The following is an 18048-nucleotide window of genomic DNA, read 5'->3' as shown; positions in this document are numbered from 1 at the left end:
CTGATACGTTTTAGAAAGAGTTGAATGGGGCCACTGCGATTTGAACGCAGGTCAGAAGACCCCCAGTCTCCTAGGATGGCCAGGCTACCCTATGGCCCCGTGCTCATACTATTCGGTTGTATTGCATATGTAGTTTCCTTTTTTAACCGGGATTGAATGCACAATTGCCAACATCCGGCATCCTCCCCTCTCTCAAAACGATCTCATGCATAACGGGGGTGGATCTCTGATGAAAAGCAAAAAGGTATTTAGGTATTGGGCTAATTAGTCTTCTAATCCTTTGTATCGCGGGGAAACAGCAATGATCGATATTTTATATCGATTGAGCACTGGATTATTCCTCCCTCAATACAGTGAAAAATTACCGGAGATCAGAACAGATGTCGTCAGCAGGTCCTCTTAAGCAGATGATTCGTCAGTTCGTAGACGAAATAAAGGCTGTTTCAGGTGTAAACGATTGCGCCCTTGTTTCAACCGATGGAATCCTCATTGGCAAATCATTTGAAGACTCCCTCTCTGCCCAGTCTTTTGGGGCGATGTGTGCCACCATGATAGCCTCAGCCGAGGCTGCCGCATCTGTCGTCAATATCGAATCCCCTCTCTGGATTGTGGTGAACAGCCAAAAAAAGGCAATAATCCTCGTCCCTGCTGGTGAAAGGCTGTTAATTGCCGTTACTGCCGATAACGATACAAAACTGGAGGTGGTCTGCGCCCAACTCCAGGAGATTGGAGAGCGGATTGGAGGAGCTCTCTGATGACAGCAAAAATCCTTGTGATTGATGATAACCCTGGCATTGTAGAGGTATTTGTAACTATGCTGAAGCGTGGTGGGTACGAGACATATTCGGCTGGAAGCGGGGCAGAAGGCCTTGATATTCTTCTGGATCTCACTCCGGACATCATCCTCCTTGATATCATGATGGAACCGATGGATGGTTGGGAGACGCTTGAAAATATCAAGCTGAACCCGGCTACCCGTGATATACCTGTCATGATGCTGACAGCAAAACAGCTCACACCTGATGAGGCAGAAGAGTATGGGATGTATATTGAGGATTATATTATCAAGCCGATCACGCATACGGAACTCTACGAATCAATCGAACATGTGCTTGGGAGGCGCCGGTCAATCGCAGAAGCGATCAGGCTCGCAGGTGAGCGGGGTGTCAATCAGGCTCTTGTATCAGAATATGCGCGCCTCGTAAAAAGTGTTGACGTGAATACCCGTCTCATTCGTATCCTGGAAAATACCTATTCTCTCAAGGATCGCAGGACAGGAAGCGTCGAAAAGATAGAGAATGCCATTAACAGCATGAAGAAAAGCCTCTCGATCCAGCAGTCCCGTCTCGAAGAGATCCGGGCTCAGATTGGGATATAACTTTATGCCAGAATATCTCTTCTTTTCAGCTTAAAACCGTATTGTCCTCACTTATTCCCACTACATAGATTGCTGCTGTCAGGACGGCGATGATACCGATGATCCAGATCATTTCAGCAATCTGTGCATCATCCACGCTGATAATGAGCACTTTTCTGATCATCGCAGTCATTCCTGCAATCAGGATGGGGCGGACAAGAATGCGTTTTGTCCTGAAATAACCGGTAACGGTCTCAAGCACCTCGACAACGATGATCGTCAGAAGGAGGACATGTAATACGTCAAGAATACCTGTGACGACATCTCCATGCGAGAAGATCGCAAAGATCAGGTAGACTGCATCCAGAAAGGTTAGAAGGGCAATAATGATTAAAAGGGCGGCAATTAAGGCATAAATGAATAGTGTACACCGCGAAATCATATTCATTACAGATCTCATTATCGGAGTGAGATGATCGTAATCTCCCATACTTTTCACCGTATACCTTCGATTCTACTTTCATATGAAGCGGTTTTGAATTAAAGTATGTCGGTTGGATTTTTGGTGACTGGGTATTTCCGGGTCCGGATCGTTTCAGGGTGATCGGAAATGGGGTGGAAAACGTGGGTGAATAACAAGGTTTTTAAGTTAATATGGCATTTTAATAATGCTAGGTTTGTTTGACCGGGGGGGTCCGTAGCTCAGTTAGGTAGAGCGCCTGGCTTTTAACCAGGTGGTCGGGGGTTCAAATCCCTCCGGGCCCGTTACCACGGTTTAAGCTGTGGTTTTTATCGATGAGATCTCTGAACATTATCCTATTCAACACTATTAAAAGGGGCAATTATTGATGGGCACCAGGTTAAATGTTCTGATGCATGATATGGTGCCAAAGCATCAGATCATGGATGTTGAAGAAGTAAACACTCTCCTGACGGATTATAATCTGATAATGGAGCAATTACTAAAGATATATCACGACGACCCAATTGTTAAAGCTATTGATGCTGTACCCGGGAATGTCATACGCATCACCCGAAAAAGCCATACAGCGGGTGAGGCCGAAGCATTTCGCCTTGTTGTGAGAAGACCCAAGAAATAATCGGAGATGATACATCTGATTGATAGAAGCGTATTATCGCAGGCATACTTTTCCAAAGATCATGTTGCACGCCACCAGTTTGAATCCTACAACAACTTCTTAGACTATAATCTACAGGCCGTTGTTGATGAACAACGCGTCATAGAGACGGATATCGAACACAGGGGCAAGAACAACGAGGCTGTCTGGGTCGAACTTGGTAAGATCCGGGTTGAAAAACCGATCGTCCGGGAGGCAGACGGATCCCAGAGCGAGCTCTACCCGACCGAGGCACGGCTTCGGAACCTTAACTATGCTGCACCCATGATCCTGGAGATGACGCTCTGCCAGGGTGAGGAACGGTACGATCCCATCGAGACAACAATCGGTCAGCTTCCGGTAATGATCGGATCAAAAGTCTGTAACCTGTACGACCTCTCCGATGACGAGCGGGTCGAACGTGGTGAGGATCGGCTGGATTCAGGCGGATATTTCATTGTGAACGGCACGGAGCGCGTGCTGATGTCTCTTGAAGATCTTGCATCCAACAAGATCATGACCGAGTATACCGAGCGGTACAACGAACAGATCCATGTCTCAAAGGTCTTTTCGCAGTACCGTGGCTACCGTGCGCTCGTTGTCGTTGAGAAGAATAAGAAGAATCTCCTTGATGTCTCATTCCCCTCGGTTGCCGGGCACCTGAGATTTGCAGACCTGATGCGTTCACTCGGTCTTGAGACCGACTCCGATATTGTGACTGCGGTCTCTCTTGACGAAGATATCCTCACCTACATGATGCAGAACCTTGAAGCCGCAGAATGCGGATCAGTTGAGGAAGGAGTCATGTATGTCGGCAAAAAGCTAGCGCCGAACCAGACGAGGGAGTACCAGAAGAAGCGTGCAGAATTTGTCCTTGACAACTATCTTCTCCCCCACCTGAATTACCTCGTCAGCCCCTCGGTGAAAGAGGGTGATCCCGGGTATGAAGAGATGATGATCAGTGTCAGGCTGGCAAAAGCCCATTTCCTCGGACGCATGGCTGAAGCCTGTTTCCACCTCGCATTGAAGAAGCGGAAGACAGATGACAAGGATCACTACTCAAACAAGAGACTGAAGCTCGCCGGTGACCTGATGGAGGATCTCTTCCGTATCTCCCTCAACAGGCTGACCCGTGATGTCAAGTACCAGCTTGAACGTGCCAGCATGCGGCACCGCGATCTCTCTATACAGACCGCGGTCAGGGCAGATGTCTTAACCGAGCGGCTTCTCCATCCACTTGCAACAGGGAACTGGGTGGGCGGAAGAACTGGTGTATCACAGCTTCTGGATCGGGTTGACCACATGTCGGTCATCTCCCACCTGCGCCGTGTTATCTCTCCGCTCTCACGATCACAGCCGCATTTTGAGGCCCGTGATCTGCACCCGACACAGTGGGGCAGAATCTGCCCGTCAGAGACTCCTGAGGGTCCAAACTGTGGTCTTGTAAAGAACTTTGCCCAGCTTGTTGAAGTGAGCAAGGGTGTCCTTGATGAAGAGGAGATAAAGAATGTGCTCTTCAACATTGGTGTTGAGCCGATTGGTGGTGAACTCTGATGTCAGTCAAAACACGAATTTTTGTTGATGGAGCACTCATCGGTGTTGTGGATGACGGACAGGCGCTTGCAGCCAGGGTCCGTCAGCTCAGGCGCCGTGGAGAGCTCTCCTCAGAGATTAATGTCTCATTCAAGGAATACAGCAACGAGATTGTTATCAATACCGACCGCGGCCGTGCCAGAAGGCCACTTATCATCCTTGATCAGGGGCTCCCGATCATTACCGACGATGATATCGAAAAGATCCGGGCCGGGCAATATTCTTTTGAGGATATGGTCTCCCAGGGGAAGATCGAATATGTGGATGCCGAAGAGGAAGACGATCTCTACATCGCTGTCAACCAGGACGGGCTTACCGCTGAGCATACGCATATGGAGATCGACCCACAGCTGATGCTTGGTATCGGTGCGGCACACGTTCCATTCCCAGAACACAATGCATCGCCCCGTGTCACCATGGGTGCGGGAATGGTCAAGCAGGCACTCGGGTTTGCACAGGCAAATATGAAGCTCCGCCCTGATACCCGTGGCCATATGCTCCACTATGGACAGCGGCCGCTTGTGAAGACACAGGCAGCGGAACTGATCGGATCCGAAGAGCGGCCCCAGGGCTATAACCTCGTTGTTGCCATCCTCAGTTACGAAGGCTACAACATCGAAGATGCACTCATCTTCAATAAAGCCTCGATCGAGCGGGGTGTCGGGCGTTCTCATTTCTTCAGAACCTATGAGGGCGAAGAACGGAGATATCCCGGTGGCCAGATTGACAGGATCGAGATTCCGGATGAGGAAGTATCCGGCTCTCACGGTGAAGATGCATACAGGAACCTTGATTCCGATGGTATCATCAGCCCCGAGACGATCGTGAATGAGAAGTCCGTTCTGATCGGAAAAACCTCGCCCCCACGGTTCCTTGAAGAGCCTACGGCTGAGCTGATTGCTGTTGAGAAACGAAGGGACACCTCGGTTACGATGCGGAGTAATGAGCATGGTATCGTTGATACCGTCATCCTCACAGAGGGTGAGAACTCATCCCGCCTCGTTAAAGTCAGGACCCGTGATCTCAGGGTGCCTGAGATCGGGGACAAGTTTGCCTCGAGGCACGGACAGAAGGGTATCGTCGGGCTTATCGCTCCGCAGGAGAATCTGCCGTTTACAGCTGAGGGGATCTCACCCGATCTCGTCATCAATCCTCACGCCATCCCCTCACGTATGACGATCGGCCACATGATCGAGATGATCGGTGGAAAGGTCGGCAGCCTGAATGGGCGGCGGATCGATGCAACCCCCTTCCGTGGTGAGAAAGAGTTTGCACTCAGAAAAGAGCTTCAGGAGCTTGGTTTCTCACATACCGGACGGGAAGTGATGTATGATGGTATCACCGGCAGGCCGTTTGCCGCTGATATCTATATTGGTGTCATCTACTACCAGAAGCTCTACCACATGGTATCAACCAAGATGCATGCACGGTCCCGTGGACCGGTGCAGGTCCTGACCCGCCAGCCAACTGAAGGCCGTGCCCGTGAAGGAGGTCTTCGTTTTGGTGAAATGGAGCGTGATGTGATGATCGGCCATGGCGCTGCGATGGCCCTGAAGGAACGTCTCCTTGATGAATCGGATGCCGTGAAGGAATGGGTCTGTGCCCAGTGCGGTATGGTTGCCATGTATGATGCGAAACGGAAGGTTACTTCATGTCTTGCCTGCGGTGCCGAGACGGACATCTATGAGGTAGAGATGAGTTATGCGTTCAAGCTCCTTCTGGATGAGATGATCAGTATGGGTATTGCACCACGACTGATGCTTGAGGATATAGTCTGAGGTGATCTGAATATGCCAAGCCCAAAACGAATAGGAAAATTAGATTTTGGCCTTCTTTCACCGAAAGATGTCAGAAAAATGAGTGTATGTAAGGTGATCTGGCCAGACACCTATGACGATGATGGTTTCCCCTATAGCAAAGGTCTGATGGATCCAAGTCTCGGAGTCATTGATCCAGGTCTCCGGTGCAAGACCTGCGGCCAGAAATCAGGTGACTGCCCCGGTCACTTCGGCCACATCGATCTTGCAAAACCCGTCATCCATGTCGGATATACACGGCTGATCAGGAAGCTTCTCCGTGTCAGCTGCCGGGCATGCGGAAGGCTTCTCCTTGAGCCACAGGAGATCGAGAAATTCTCCGCACTGGGTGACGATCCCTTCTCTGCCGATGTCGTCTCGGAGAAGGATATCAAGAAAGAGCGGGTCTGCCCGCACTGTGCCGAGCAGCAGCTGAAGGTGAACTTCGAAAAGCCGACCACCTTCATGGAGGCATGGACCGAAGACGGCCGGAAGACAGAACACAAGTTGACTCCGGCTGACATCCGTGCACGCCTTGAGCGGATTCCCGATGACGATCTCAGGATTCTTGGGATCGATGCAACCGTGGCACGCCCCGAGTGGACGATCCTGACGGTATTATCGGTTCCCCCGGTGACGATGCGCCCCTCGATCATCCTTGAGAACGGACAGCGCTCTGAAGATGACCTGACCCACAAGCTTGTCGATATCATCAGGATTAACCAGCGGTTCAAGGAGAACCAGGATGCAGGAGCACCCCAGCTGATCATCGAGGATCTCTGGGAACTGCTCCAGTATCATGTGACTACCTACATGGATAATGAGGTGGCCGGATGCCCGCCTGCACGCCACCGGTCGGGTCGACCTTTAAAGACCCTCTCCCAGAGACTGAAGGGAAAGGACGGACGATTCAGGGGTTCGCTTTCAGGAAAGCGTGTCAACTTCTCTGCCCGTACCGTCATCTCTCCTGATCCGAACCTCTCGGTATCAGAACTTGGTATCCCGCTTGCAATCGCAAACGAGATGTCGGTTCCAATCCGCGTAACAAAAGAGAATATCGAAGAACTCCGCTCAATGATTCTTGTCGGACCCGAGCGGCCGACACTCCGCGATCCCTGTGGCGCAAACTACGCCATCCGTCCTGATAACAGAAGGCTCCGTCTTCATGGCGGATCAGGCCTTCTCGATAACCGGGAGATGGTCTCCTCTATGATCGAGCCGGGATGGACTGTTGATCGGCAGCTCAGGGACGGCGATATCGTCCTCTTCAACCGTCAGCCATCGCTGCACCGGATGAGCATCATGTCACACCGGATCAAGCTGATGGGTGATAAGACATTCCGGTTAAACCCGGCAGTATGTCCGCCATACAACGCTGACTTTGATGGTGATGAGATGAACATGCATGTTCCCCAGACCGAAGAGGCAAGAGCAGAAGCCTCGCTTCTTGCATCGGTTCAGGAGAATATCCTTTCGCCGCGTTTTGGCGGACCAATCATCGGCGGGATTCACGATCACATCTCCGGCATCTTCCTCCTGACGCATGAGCTGCGCTGGTTTACCAAGCCTGAAGTTCTCTATCTCCTGCGGCATGCGGATATCGAGTTCCTTCCAAAGCCCGGCAAGGTCGAGGATGGCGTATCGTACTGGAGCAATAAACAGGTCTTCTCGATGATCCTCCCCCGCGGACTGAATATGGTCTACCGGGCAACATCTTGTGTCAACTGTGATGACTGCAAGAAAGACCTCTGCGAACGTGATGCCTATGTCAGGATCATTGATGGGGATCTCATCTCCGGAACCATTGATAAGAAATCCGTTGGTGCGTTCGAAGGCGCGATAATGAACCGGATCATCCGGACACACGGTCTGAAAAGGGCCCGCGAATATATCGATGATATGACCAAACTCTCGATCCGGAGTATCATGTTCATCGGCTTCTCCTTTGGGATAGATGATGAAGATCTCAGCAGGACCGAGTATGGACAGATCCGCGATCTGCTGGATGAGGCCGAACAGGATGTAGAGAAGAGGATCCGGATCTATAACAACGGCCAGCTGGAACCAATGCCCGGAAGAACTGCCGAGGAGACACTTGAGATGCAGATCATGCAGGTCCTCGGAAAGGCGAGGGACAAGACCGGTGATATTGCAGGAAGTCACCTTGGTCTTGGCAATTCTGCTGTCGTAATGGCCGTCTCCGGTGCCCGAGGTTCCATGCTGAACCTGACACAGATGGCCGGGTGTATCGGACAGCAGTCTGTTCGTGGTGAGCGTATCGTTCGTGGATACGAAGGGAGAACCCTCCCCCACTTCAAGAAATATGACCAGGGTGCAGGAGCACATGGTTTTATCCGGAACTCCTACAAGAGTGGAATCTCACCGACCGAGTTCTTCTTCCATGCAATCGGTGGCCGTGAAGGTCTTGTCGATACAGCGGTCAGGACGTCGCAGAGTGGTTACCTCCAGAGGAGGCTGATCAATGCACTTCAGGACTTAAAAGTCGCCTATGACGGCACAGTCAGGACAACAGGTGGGCGGATCATCCAGTTCAAGTACGGAGAGGACGGAACCGATCCCACAAAGAGCGCCTTTGGAGATCCGGTGGATGTCAAGGGAATCGTTGAGAGTGTGTTAAAGGAGGAGGTCTGAGATGAATAAACAGTATATTGAAAGGATCGACTCACATACACTTCCGGAGACGATTCATAAGCTGATCACCGAGTGGCTCGCTGAGCGCGAAGTTGAGGAAGAGGTATTTGAGCGTATCATCAGCCGAATCCTCAGAATCAATGATGCAAACCTTCCGGTCAAGACACACGATCAGCTGATCACCCTCCTTCTGAAGAGAGAAGAGAAGGAATCACCGGTGACTGATGAGCAGTTCGACGAGATCCTCAACCGGGTCGTAAAGGAATATCTCTCTACCAGGATCGAACCCTGTGAAGCGGTCGGTATCATCGCGGCACAATCAATCGGTGAGCCGGGTACTCAGATGACGATGCGGACGTTCCACTATGCGGGTGTCGCTGAGATTAACGTCACCCTTGGTCTGCCGCGTCTCATTGAGATTATGGATGCCAGACGTGAACCCTCAACACCAGCAATGACGATTCACCTTGAGGATGGGTACCGTGATAACCGTGACCGCGCCCGTGAGGTCTCCTGGGATATCGAAGCATCACCGCTCCACGAATTTGGTGATATCACGACAGACATGGAGAGTATGGCTGTTGTTGTCACCTTAAACAAGGCGGTATGTGATAAGCGCCGGATCAAGGTTGCGGATATTCTTGAGCGCGCTCCGGCGAAGATCCGCGAACGGCGCCATTACCGCGACTTCGAGTCTGAGGTGGATGAACAGGCGGGAATCCTCAGATTCCTCCCAAAAGACCAGGATAGCTATCAGAATCTCTTCCAGCTTCAGGAACATGTCAGAAATGTGATTGTTCAGGGTATCGATGATATCCAGCGTGTCGTTGTCAGAAAGGAGTCCGGAGAGTATATCCTATATACTGAAGGCTCTAATCTTAAAGACGTATTCGAGGTAGAGGGTGTAGACACCACCCGTACCCGAACGAATAATATCAGCGAGATCTCCCATGTCCTTGGGATCGAGGCTGCCCGGGATGCCATCATCCATGAGGCAAACAGCACGCTTCGTGAACAGGGTATTGGTGTTGATGTCCGTCATATCATGCTCGTCGCAGATATGATGTGCATGGATGGCGAGGTCAAGCAGATCGGCCGTCACGGGATTGCTGGAGAGAAAGAAAGTGTTCTGTCACGTGCAGCATTCGAGGTGACCGTAAATCACCTCCTTGATGCATCAATTGCTCATGAGCATGATGAACTCTGCGGTGTGACAGAGAATGTCATCGTCGGCCAGCCGATCCGGCTTGGAACCGGCGATGTTCGTTTGGTCGTAAAACCAATGCAACCAATCACCAAAACAGGTGAAAACTAATGGATTTCAATACATCTTTACGCAGGGCAATGAAGACCGGAACGGTCATTCTTGGCCGGAACAGCACAGAAGCGAGCATTCAGGATGAGACCGCAAGGCTCGTAATTATTGCAAAGAACTGCCCGGAAGATTTCAAAAAGATCGTTGAAGCGCAGGAGAAGGTCGCTGTATACCACTACAATGGCTCAGGCCGCCAGCTCGGCAAAGAGTGCGGAAAGGATTTCATCGTGAGCGCACTTGCAGTCATTAATGCCGGTGAATCTGACATTCTAAATATTCAGAGAGCTTGATATGTCGGAAATAACCTTAAATGAAGACTGCATGCATCTGATCTCCCAGTTCGAGAGCCTCACAGGTGCAGGTGCACGCGACTGTGTCATCGATGACAGGCATGACCGGGTCATCTTCATCATAAACCCCGGCGAGATGGGTCTTGCAATCGGGAAGAAGGGCGCCTCAATCAAGAAGGCATCCGAGGTCCTTGACAGGCGTGTTGAGGTCGTTGAATATTCTGACGATCTTGTTCAGTTCATCAGGAACTGCTTCCTCCCAGCAGAAGTTCTCTCGATTGAGTTCGAAGGCGAGGATGAGGAGCGGGTTGCACAGGTCGAAGTCCGTGAGGACGATCGCGGCCTTGCAATCGGCAAAGAAGGTAAGAATATCTCAAAAGCAAAGCAGCTTCTCCGGAGACAGTTTGACATCGCGGATGTCGAACTGATTCAGGAATAATATTTTTATGCAGGGGCAGATCTTCGTTCTGCTCTCTGAAAGAATGGTTCATCTCTATGTCTCATCCTGATCTCTTTTCCCTCCCCTGTCTTCTCCTTGATGAGAGAGAACGGCTGGAATCAACAGATGATGCATCCCGGGAGGTGGTAATTGCCCTCTTTGTGAATGGCCGCCATGCAGAAACGGCGATCCTCTCTCCGGGCAGTCTTGAGGAGTATACAATCGGGTACCTCTTCTCAGAAGAGATCATCAGGTCAAAAGATGATATCGAATCAATCAAATTCGAGAAGAACCGGATCAGTGTCCTGACAACAAACCCCTTTCGGATCACCGGCCGGAGGAAGACCATTCTTGCCGGATGTGGAGGGAGTACCTCCTACATTGATACGACATCACTTCCGAGGATTAAGAATGATAAAAATCCCATCCCTCTCTCTGTCATAATGGAGATCATCCCAAAACTGCCGGGTGAGAAAGAATCAGCAGTGCTGATGGATTGGGATGGAGGAATCATTGCCTCGTTCCATGATATCGGCTGTTCACCTGCTGTTGACAGGGTTATCGGATATGGTATTCAGCACGATCTGGACTTTTCAAGTGTAGTTCTTGGGATCTCCGGCAGGATTACCTCCGAGATGGTCAGGAGATGCCTCCTTGCCAAAATCCCGATCCTGGTATCGACCGGGCAGGTAACAGATCTTGCTGCCCGGATTGCAGACGAGACAAACCTCTGCATCATCTCTTATACCCGGGATGGCAGACCCGCCTGCTTCTCACATCCCGAAAGGATCAAAGGCTTCGTATGATCTCCCGGACCGCTGCTATCAGGAGATCGACCTCATCGATGGTGGTATAGAGGGCCAGGCTTGCCCTCACCGTTCCATTCGAAAGGCCAAGCGACTCCATCAGCGGCTGGCAGCAGTGATGGCCGGATCTCACCAGGATCTCAAAGTCGCTATCAAGACGCTCTGCAACCTCATGAGGATGAAGCCCCTGAATCGAAAAAGAGACAACACCGATCCGTGATGCCGGATTGGATGGTGCATGGATGGTAACTCCATCGATCCGCGAGAGCCCCTCTATCAGACGGGTGGTAAGCTCTTCTTCGTGGCGACGGATCTGATCCATTCCGATCTTCTCAAGGTAATCGACCGCAACGCCAAGCCCGATTCCGCCTGAGATGTTCGGAGTGCCTGCTTCATACTGCTGGTATCCCTCGATCGGGATAAAACCATCCTGATGCACCTCTTCGATCATCCCGCCACCCAGCATCATCGGTTGAATGATCGGCTCCCTCATCCAGAGGACACCGGTTCCGGTGGGAGCAAGCATCTTGTGGCCTGAGAAACAGCAGAAATCGCAGCCGATATCCCGGACATTCACCGGCATATGCGGTATTGATTGTGCGGCATCGATGAGGAGGAGGGTATTGTATCTCCTGCAGATCTCTCCGATCTCTTTGACTGGCATGATCACCCCGATTGCATTTGAGGCATGGGTGATCGCAACAAGTTTCGTCCCTCTTCTGACCTCCTCCTCGAAGGCTTCAAGATCGAGGGTGTAGTCCGGCTGTATGCCGATGACTGTGATTTCGATTCCCTCTGCTTCCAGTGCCCTCCAGGGAAGGAGGTTTGAATGGTGTTCGAGGATGGTGGTGATTATCCGATCTCCCGGTTTCCAGTCGAGACCACGGGCAACCATATTGATCGACTCGGTGGTATTCTTTGTGAAGACGGTTGTGCCCTCTTCTCCGCCGATGAACCGGGCGACCTTCTCATGGGCATGCCAGTACCGCTGTGAGGCGATCTGTGTGAACCGGTGGATGCCTCTTCCGACATTGGATCGATACGTGTGTTCAAACTCAACAACAGCATTGACAACCGGATCAGGTGAGAGGCTGATTGCCGCTGAATCGAGGTAAATGCAGTCGTGGATGATCGGAAAGTCCCGCCGTACTTTCTCGGAAAAGGATACCCCTTCTGTCTTCTCCGGAGCTATATCTCCACCAGTTTCTCCCATCTCTATCCTCTCGCTTCTTTTCCGGGGTCCCCCCTCTTTCAGGGTGAAGTCCTTGTTCACCGGGATATTCTGCTCCCGGCAGAGCTCACGCATCTTCGGGGGGAGCGCCTTCCATCGCCAGAGGCCCCACTGGTGGTATGCATCAGGCAGCCCGTTCTTCTCTGCCCATTTCCTGAGGAAGGAATCCCATCGATCAGTCAGATCGGGATGCAATCTTCTGAGCATCTCGTATTCGCTCTCGAGCATTGCAGGGCAGAGGTAACAGCCGATCCGCTCAAGACCCAAATCATAGAGTGGATTGATCGGCACATCCTGCCACCAGAGGTAGAGGAAGACTTCAAATGCCCGCCAGTTTCTAATCGGTGAGACATTCAGCTGGAGCGGGTTTGCAGGATTCTGGCTCGTTTCATCAAGGTCTGCCCGGTTCCACGACTCGTACCACCGGTTCCCCTGAAAGGTAACGGATGGTCCAATCTCCGAGAGATAGATCCTGAGGGGGTGGAGTTTTAAAAGTTTGCAGCACCAGCGGTGATCTTTTCCCGGCGGGCCGGCCTTTTCGACTGCGGCGAAGAAATCTCCGCCTTTCCTGATGATATCAACCTTCTGTGATTCGATATACCTGATCGTCTCGGGGAGCTCAATTCCGGTATCGATGAAGAATGCCGATTCCACTCCGGCTTTTCTGGCAAGGTGGAAGACGGCGGCACTGTCTTTTCCACCTGAGAATGAGACATTTGCGGTTGGCCGGTCATTTTTATGTTTTTTAATGATCCGCAGGCTATCCCGCTCCATAAGCCTGAGATGGTACTGGTTCTGCAGGATTCCCCTCTTCCAGTCGGGGTTTTTGAAGGTTGCGGGATTTACCTGCATTAGTTCCTTCACCCTGATATGGCCGTCACGAACGACACCGGTTCCATATTTCCTCCTGTAACTGACGATGACGGTGCCATCCAAAACAGGTGACTTGAGGGGGAAGCGTTTCCCCCCTATTCTCACCTTCTTCTCCTGTTCGATGTGATCGTCAAGGTTTACGATGCCGGTTGTTGCATGCTTCAGCAGGTAGGGAAGTGATTCAGGTGCGATATCCAGTGAGAACTGCCGGGATATGGGATCGAAGAGGAGCCACCCAAACCGGCTGCCATTCATGATGATGAGATCGGCCCTGTCCCTTCCGCCGGTCTTGTTCAGGAGGATGATTTCAGGGAGGGGTACCTCTCCAAACCGGCTGTTGAGCAGTTTGTGAATGAGATTCCGATCTGCATCAAGGGCGGGCCTTAAGTCAAATGGCTCCAGCAGGGGGATTGCCCGCGCCTCTTTTCCGCATCCGCATCTCCTCCCGATAAGCGGAAGATTACAGGTATCGCACCAGAAGAGTTCCTTTTTGACTGCCGGCTCTCGCATCATTCATTCTATTGGTGCTTTGAGGCGATGAAAGATATGGTGGGGGTGTTCAGATGAGCACGCGCCGGTCTGCCTGCACGATGCTCCCGCTCGTCTCCGGCGTTTTATCAGGGCGGTACTCGGTGAACTGCTTAAGTGATACCGTCAGATCACGGGTGAAGGCGAAGTATCCGATCTGGGTGGTCCGGCAAAGGTTCATCGCCATATCCATCAGCCCGCGGGGATCAGGCCGGGCTTCTCCAAGCCAGATATGGAAGATATTACCCCCGTCTACGATCGGGAAGAAGACATGCTCTATCTCCATCCGCCGTGTCAGTGGAATATCCGCTGAGGGTGTGACATGGATGCCGTTTGTATAGTAGACCGGGAGATCGAGTGTCTTCTTTGACCGCTCAAGCAGGTTCTTTGTATCTCCCTTGACGATCCTGAGGGCATGGGGGCGGAACTGCTCATCAAGCAGATCTGCAACGGCAAATCTCTGCCCGGTCGTCTCTGCAGGGGTGCGGGCAAGTGCAATCGTCATCCCGTGTTTTGCCGAGAGTTTCTTTGCATATTGTTCCATCTCGGTCATTGTCCGGACGGCAAACCGGAACGCCTCTTTGGTCTCGTGGAGCTGGGAGCCGAGATGATGCTGGATCATCTCATTGACGCCGACGATCCCAACGGTATAGACGAGCCCCTCGAGATCGATTGCAACAGCCCCCCTCTCCTGTGTCTCTGGATCTTTTGGCCTCTGCATTGCAAACGGCATCCGTCCGTTCGCTCTGACAAGCTCCATCCAGCGGCGTTTGATCTTAAAGATTGAGACCGCAGAATCCATCAGTTTTCGGAGTTCAGCAAAGAGTTTCTGGTCGTCGTGGTCTGCCCGGAATGCTGCCCTGGGACAGTTCACCGAGATCACCTGCCAGGATCCCATTGAAAAATGTTTGCCATCCGTGAAGGTGAGTTTATCCTCGAATGAGGTGTCATTTGCTGCGGTCGTCGAGAACTGGTAGGCACAGCACTGGTAACATGAGATCCCCTCTCCGGCACCCCTGTAGGCGGGGAGCTGGTTGTCATAGTATGGAGTGCCGAACTTTGATGCAAGCTCAAATGTCATCAGGTAGAGTTCACGGTAGGTCGGGATATCCGGATTGTTCGTATTGAAGTCTTCATCCTCATCCATAAAGTCCGGTTCAATACTGATCTCGGGTTTTGGGAAGTTGAAGGGCTTGCCCCAGTTATCTCCCTCAAGCATCACTTCCATCAGTGTTGCAAAGAGAAGCCGGACTTCACGTTCAAACTCTCCATATGCCCTGAAGGGAGCCTGCCTGCCATTCCAGACCTTGCCTTTGAAGACGATCGGCTTGTCACGCCAGAGCTTTGGGACTCCTGGTGAGAGCTGGACTGATGAGAAGACGACCTGGCCGCCGCGTGCCACCATCATCTGGGTCATCTCATAGACAAACATCTGCATAAGCTGTTTGATCTCGGCCCTGTCCATCCCCTCGACATAGGGGGCTAAGAAGGTGAGGAAGTTGTAGTAACCCTGCCCTCCGGCAAAGTTTGTCTGTGCGGATCCAAGTGCCTTGACCGCATGGAGCACAGCCACCTCGGCGCGTTTTGCGGGACCTGCAACACTCGCTTTCGTCCCATTTCCATCCGGCATTAAGCCATAGTAGAAGAAATAGCGGAGATCCCAATCCTGGCAGTTATGAATGAGGAGGCCGTCTGATGCAAAGAAGGTATGGCTCTCCTCGCTCCCGTCGCCTTCAAGGAAGAGATCGTAGACATATCTGCTGGAGGGTGTGCAGGGTTCAATGGCGAGAACGCGTTCAGGCTTTTCAGCCCGGTTTATCTTCTGAGTATGCTTCAGGAAGGAATCGATATGATCCTGCCTCTCATCGAGGAACGAACAGTATTTTGAAAAGATATCGATATTCTTTCGTCCATGAAACTGGATACGGTAGAGTATCCGCCGCTCTGTATCATCATTATACAGCTCGGTGATATGCACCCCTATGCCGAGTGCCGACAGAAGAAGGGCAAGCTCCTGGCGGAGTGATTCTGATGCTGTCGTATAGGTGATGATACAGTCAGACTTTTCCGGGCGATAGTATGCTGATCCATCGCCGGTGTAGAGTGCTGAGAGGAACTCACGAAGCAGTGCGTCATCGGCATGATAGACGATCCAAGGCAGGCGCTTGCTGCTGCTGCCTTCTGGTATCCCAAAGATGTACCGGAAGAGGAGATAGACGATCTTTCCCCCGAAATAGACTTGCTGTGCACGATTCCTATGAACTTCGATTCCGTAGATCTCGGTTGTATCCGGGGTGGGGCGGGTGATCGTTGCATAGGTATTGAGGGTAGCTTTCACTGATGCCTGTATCGAGGCTGACTGATGGTTTTCAGTGATTGCAAGATTATATTGTCCGGACTTTGGAGATGCATTGTAATTTCCTTCGGAGACGAAGAATCCAAGCAGCCGCATCAGATCAGGGGTGATCGGCAGGAGAGCCGGGAGGTCATGCTCGCTGCCTGTTACCCCGACCCTCAAACCTGTCAACTCAACTATCCCATAGTGCTCACAGAATGTCCGGAAGACACGAAGAGGCATGAAACCTTTTGTGTACCATTGTTTCCTGTGTTCGATCCCAAGGGCTCGTGAGATCGCTGTATAGGATCGTGCCTGCCCCGTCCTGACAATTTCAGAGAAGAGATCTGCTGCGCCCCGGACATACACGCCGGTGAGAAGATCTTCGGGAACAAGATCTGTGAGTTCACGGATCAGGTTTATTCCGCATACTGGTTCTCCGCGGATCGGATCAGATGCAGTAATTGTGTAGAGGATATCACCTTCCCGTATCTCATCTGCCCGCCGGATCACCATCCCATCATCTGTCTGTACCGGGATCCTGTGCTCCCCGGTGACAGAGAGCATGCGGCCGCCCGATGTCTTTATCCTGAGCATCTCTCCATCGAGAGCTACCCTCCGGGTTACCTTATTCACCCGCACCCAGCCTTTGGGCGTAAGAAGGGAGAGATCACCCGGGGCGTCTTCATCCCCGTCAATTGGCAGTTCATCGGCCCTCGTACTCCTGATCCGACCCTCCGATTTCACCGGAATGACGGTACTACCGTCTATGCAGAACGGGCGTGACCCAAAATATTCGAGGTCGTGAATATGCATGTCGCCGGTCAGGTGGATGTCTGCGAGTTCCGGGGGGAGCTGGAGGAGGTACTGCTCTTTGCTGATCTTGTCTGCCTTCTTCTTATGGGATGTCTCGGCATTCTCCTGGAGGTTTGAGTTATCCTTTGCCTCAAAACCCCTCCCGACATCGATTAAATGCGCATCATAGACGGGTGTTCCGACACGGGTACAGACGTTCCGGTAATCGACAAGTCCCTCTTCGAGGAGGGTGATATTCATGATCTCACGGATAAGGGGGCCGGAGAGGAAGGTGAGGCCGAGCTTTTTGATCCGGGTCTCAACGCTCTGGGCCATCCGCTCTGCGAGTTCAGGGTCTGCCCCTTCCCTTCCATAAAAGGTCTCGACAAGGCGGGTCTCGGTGAGGATCTGCTGAACAATCTTCTGGCGGTCCCAGTCCATCATGTGACCCTGGGAAGTCCGCACCTTGGGCATCGGGGGTTGGAATGCCCCATCAAGTGTTGACTGCCGCGTATCTTTCATGCAGCCTTCACCGTCGGCATATTTCTGCAATCGAGGTTAAGACAGCACCATTTTCAAAGATCTCCTGTGAGGTGAGGTATTGATCCCCGACCTGGAGTACTGGTGCTTCCATCACAAAGATACCGTTCATTCTCAGATCAGTGAGTGCTTCGGGATCCTCAAGGCTCCGCTCCATATAGGGGATCATATTGTCCTGAAGGTATTGTTTGAGTATTTCACAGTTCGGACAGACTTCGAGTGAATAGACAATAATATCATGAACATCAGACATGAGGCATACCCCTTCTCTTAGTATAGATCTATACCTTCCTTCTATTCTTATTTGCCATCTGATATCTGTTCCTCTCCTGACAGAACCGGAGGTGAAGATATTTCCCCTTTTATGACGAAGACATACT

The 18048-nt window shown here is 51.7% G+C and carries 14 protein-coding genes and 2 tRNA genes; 11 read left to right on the top strand and 5 right to left on the bottom strand.

Translation table 11 applies throughout. The features are described 5' to 3' along the window. Window positions 1–25 precede the first annotated feature (25 nt). A tRNA-Pro gene (locus ACZ44I_RS07875) sits at window positions 26–99 on the bottom strand. Between the two features lie 281 nt (window positions 100–380). Here ACZ44I_RS07875 and ACZ44I_RS07870 point away from each other — a divergent pair. Both ACZ44I_RS07870 and ACZ44I_RS07865 read left to right on the top strand, forming a co-directional pair. After that, window positions 381–755 (top strand): roadblock/LC7 domain-containing protein, encoded by a 375-nt coding sequence (locus ACZ44I_RS07870; RefSeq protein WP_464551039.1) that lies wholly within the window; start codon window positions 381–383, stop codon window positions 753–755. Then, window positions 755–1378 carry a response regulator gene (locus ACZ44I_RS07865; protein ID WP_464551041.1) on the top strand — a complete coding sequence of 208 codons (624 nt, stop codon included), beginning with the start codon at window positions 755–757 and terminating at the stop codon, window positions 1376–1378. The genes ACZ44I_RS07870 and ACZ44I_RS07865 overlap by 1 nt, the downstream gene beginning before the upstream one ends. Before the next feature lie 25 nt (window positions 1379–1403). On the opposite strand, the gene ACZ44I_RS07860 is transcribed toward ACZ44I_RS07865, so the two are convergent. After that, window positions 1404–1805 (bottom strand): phosphate-starvation-inducible PsiE family protein, encoded by a 402-nt coding sequence (locus ACZ44I_RS07860; protein WP_464576463.1) that lies wholly within the window; start codon window positions 1803–1805, stop codon window positions 1404–1406. Window positions 1806–2048: 243 nt separating this feature from the next. On the opposite strand from ACZ44I_RS07860, the gene ACZ44I_RS07855 reads away from it, so the two are divergent. The 9 genes from ACZ44I_RS07855 (at window position 2049) to ACZ44I_RS07815 (ending at window position 11366) form a co-directional block, all read left to right on the top strand. Continuing rightward, a tRNA-Lys gene (locus tag ACZ44I_RS07855) sits at window positions 2049–2122 on the top strand. A gap of 83 nt (window positions 2123–2205) precedes the next feature. Further along, window positions 2206–2457: a DNA-directed RNA polymerase subunit H gene (locus ACZ44I_RS07850; RefSeq protein ID WP_464551045.1), complete on the top strand. Its 252-nt coding sequence runs from the start codon at window positions 2206–2208 to the stop codon at window positions 2455–2457. Between the two features lie 6 nt (window positions 2458–2463). Further along, window positions 2464–4029 (top strand): DNA-directed RNA polymerase subunit B'', encoded by a 1566-nt coding sequence (locus ACZ44I_RS07845; protein WP_464551047.1) that lies wholly within the window; start codon window positions 2464–2466, stop codon window positions 4027–4029. After that, window positions 4029–5846, top strand: coding sequence for a DNA-directed RNA polymerase subunit B (gene rpoB, locus ACZ44I_RS07840; protein WP_464551049.1), 1818 nt, complete (start codon window positions 4029–4031; stop codon window positions 5844–5846). The genes ACZ44I_RS07845 and rpoB overlap by 1 nt, the downstream gene beginning before the upstream one ends. Before the next feature lie 12 nt (window positions 5847–5858). Next, entirely contained in the window at window positions 5859–8516 is a 2658-nt protein-coding gene (locus ACZ44I_RS07835) for a DNA-directed RNA polymerase subunit A' (RefSeq protein ID WP_464551051.1), read from the top strand. A gap of 1 nt (window position 8517) precedes the next feature. Next, window positions 8518–9831 carry a DNA-directed RNA polymerase subunit A'' gene (gene rpoA2, locus ACZ44I_RS07830; RefSeq protein WP_464551053.1) on the top strand — a complete coding sequence of 438 codons (1314 nt, stop codon included), beginning with the start codon at window positions 8518–8520 and terminating at the stop codon, window positions 9829–9831. After that, window positions 9831–10121, top strand: coding sequence for a 50S ribosomal protein L30e (locus ACZ44I_RS07825; protein ID WP_300330692.1), 291 nt, complete (start codon window positions 9831–9833; stop codon window positions 10119–10121). The genes rpoA2 and ACZ44I_RS07825 overlap by 1 nt, the downstream gene beginning before the upstream one ends. 1 nt (window position 10122) lies before the next feature. Further along, window positions 10123–10560 (top strand): NusA-like transcription termination signal-binding factor, encoded by a 438-nt coding sequence (locus tag ACZ44I_RS07820; protein WP_464551055.1) that lies wholly within the window; start codon window positions 10123–10125, stop codon window positions 10558–10560. Between the two features lie 56 nt (window positions 10561–10616). Beyond that, a complete protein-coding gene (locus tag ACZ44I_RS07815; RefSeq protein ID WP_464551057.1) occupies window positions 10617–11366 on the top strand; it encodes a formate dehydrogenase accessory sulfurtransferase FdhD in 750 nt (249 codons plus the stop codon). On the opposite strand, the gene ACZ44I_RS07810 is transcribed toward ACZ44I_RS07815, so the two are convergent. From ACZ44I_RS07810 to ACZ44I_RS07800, 3 genes are read right to left on the bottom strand one after another with little or no spacing between them, the layout of a single operon-like run. Beyond that, a complete protein-coding gene (locus ACZ44I_RS07810) occupies window positions 11350–13983 on the bottom strand; it encodes an aminotransferase class V-fold PLP-dependent enzyme (protein WP_464551059.1) in 2634 nt (877 codons plus the stop codon). The genes ACZ44I_RS07815 and ACZ44I_RS07810 overlap by 17 nt on opposite strands. A 46-nt stretch (window positions 13984–14029) precedes the next feature. Beyond that, the gene (gene nrdD, locus ACZ44I_RS07805) at window positions 14030–17650 is read right to left on the bottom strand and encodes an anaerobic ribonucleoside-triphosphate reductase (RefSeq protein ID WP_464551060.1); all 3621 of its coding nucleotides are present in this window, start codon (window positions 17648–17650) and stop codon (window positions 14030–14032) included. A gap of 7 nt (window positions 17651–17657) precedes the next feature. Then, entirely contained in the window at window positions 17658–17921 is a 264-nt protein-coding gene (locus tag ACZ44I_RS07800) for a glutaredoxin family protein (protein WP_464551062.1), read from the bottom strand. Window positions 17922–18048: the final 127 nt, after the last annotated feature.

This window comes from Methanocalculus pumilus, from assembly GCF_055382585.1.
This window is presented reverse-complemented; position numbering and strand designations above follow the sequence as displayed.